We start from the raw sequence: 593 nt of genomic DNA, 5'->3' as shown, positions 1-593 counted from the left end.
AGGCAAAATAAGCAAGTGACCAGGAATTCGGCCTGTATTTTAGTTTGGAATAATTAAAATACACGTATTTCGTCGCAGCGTCTGCCCACCTGCGCAGGGTGATCGCAGCGCATCGATCGCGGTGACTTGGCAACCAGGGCGAACACATACACCATGAGCAGAATCCTGCTGGCCACGGCGGCCTGTGCGGCCGTTGCGTCTCCCACGCTGGCCAAACCGGCCCAGACCACCGTGCAACTGGACGAGATCACGGTGACCGGATCGCGGGCGCAGCGCGCCCTGTCGGATATCCCGCAATCGATCCAGGTGATTGACCGCGGCCAGATCGACACCCAGATCAAACAGGGTGGCGGCGCGGCCGGCCTGCTTTCGCGCGTGGCGCCGGGATTCTCGATCAACAACCAGACCGTGTCGGGCGCGTCGGAAACCTATCGCGGCCGCAGCCTGCTGGTTCTCGTTGACGGCGTGCCCATGACCACGCCGCTGCGTGATGTTTCGCGCATGCTGTCGCTGATCGATCTCAACGCGGTGGAACGGGTCGAGCTGGTCGCCGGCGCCTCCAGCCTGTATGGGGCGGGCGCCACCGGCGGCAC

General features: G+C 63.2%; 1 protein-coding gene. It reads left to right on the top strand.

All coding sequences use genetic code 11. From position 1 onward, the window contains the following. Positions 1 to 153: 153 nt before the first annotated feature. Positions 154 to 593, top strand: a 440-nt coding sequence (locus AC4FS3_RS29130) for a TonB-dependent receptor plug domain-containing protein (protein ID WP_491023440.1), incomplete at its 3' end; no start/stop codon positions are given.

It is taken from the genome of Pseudogemmobacter sp. TB195, assembly GCF_058313095.1.
Note: the sequence above shows the minus strand (reverse complement) of the source record. Positions and strands in the feature narration are given on the sequence as shown.